The sequence below is a fragment of the Methylobacterium sp. D53M genome (genome assembly GCF_053345625.1).
Genome location: NZ_JBKFAL010000088.1, coordinates 1 through 761 on the forward strand (window position 1 = coordinate 1; position 761 = coordinate 761).

The 761-nt window shown below is 62.9% G+C and carries 2 protein-coding genes; both read right to left on the minus strand.

The annotated features are described in order from the left end of the window. Positions 1-488: hypothetical protein (locus ACLBYG_RS31605; RefSeq protein WP_447684088.1), on the minus strand; the 488-nt coding region annotated here is incomplete at its 3' end. A 49-nt stretch (positions 489-537) separates the two neighbouring features. Then, positions 538-756, minus strand: a complete 219-nt coding sequence (locus ACLBYG_RS31610; protein WP_447684089.1) for a DUF6074 family protein — start codon at positions 754-756, stop codon at positions 538-540. Positions 757-761: the final 5 nt, after the last annotated feature.

Below are 761 nucleotides of genomic sequence, written 5' to 3' on the forward strand. Positions count from 1 at the left end.
GCCGCACGTGGACGCGCTACCGCGTCCGGCCCGGACGCACCGGCGCGTCCGGCTTTTTGTTTTTCACGACGCTCCGCCTCACGTTTTTCGAGGAGCTTCTTGGGTTGTGTCGCGAAGTTCTTTTCGGCCTCAGCCTGCGCGAGCGCAGCTTCTGCCTGCTCTGCCGTCTCTATCGTCCGCCAATCATGTGTCGGATCCGGACTGCTGCCGCACCCGAACACGTAGGTGAGCCGGTACAAGTTCGGCCGGCGGAATTTCGAGATTGATCGACCGCCGATTTCCGAGACCTTCACAAAGCCCAGATAGACGCAGTAGCGGATTGCCAGGGCGACCGAAGCACGGCGGATGCCGGCTGTTGCGAAGTCGCTGTGTGTGCAGGGCAGCCGGCCATTATCAGCCCCGCCGTGCCTCATGTGTTCAAGCTCAAGACGGTCGAGCGCGCGCCGGCCTGCGTCTGGTAGGTGTCTCCAGGCAATGGACTCCTTCATCTCCCTCGAGTGAACGACGAAGCCGGACGTGATGGAGTTCTTTTTGCGCTTACCCATTGCTGGGTGCGCCCTCGGCGATCAGAAGCCGCCAGAGGTGCGCACGGATGGCGCCCTCGTAGGATCCGACCTCGGACCGGACCAACGGCTCGGCGATGCCCTTCTTTCGTAGGCCTTCCTCTAGGCGTCGGAGCTGTTCCCGGAGGTGGCCCTCGGCATGGTTGCCGGGGACCGTTGTCATGTATGACGCCGTCTTCCTAATTTGCGGCAGGCGCC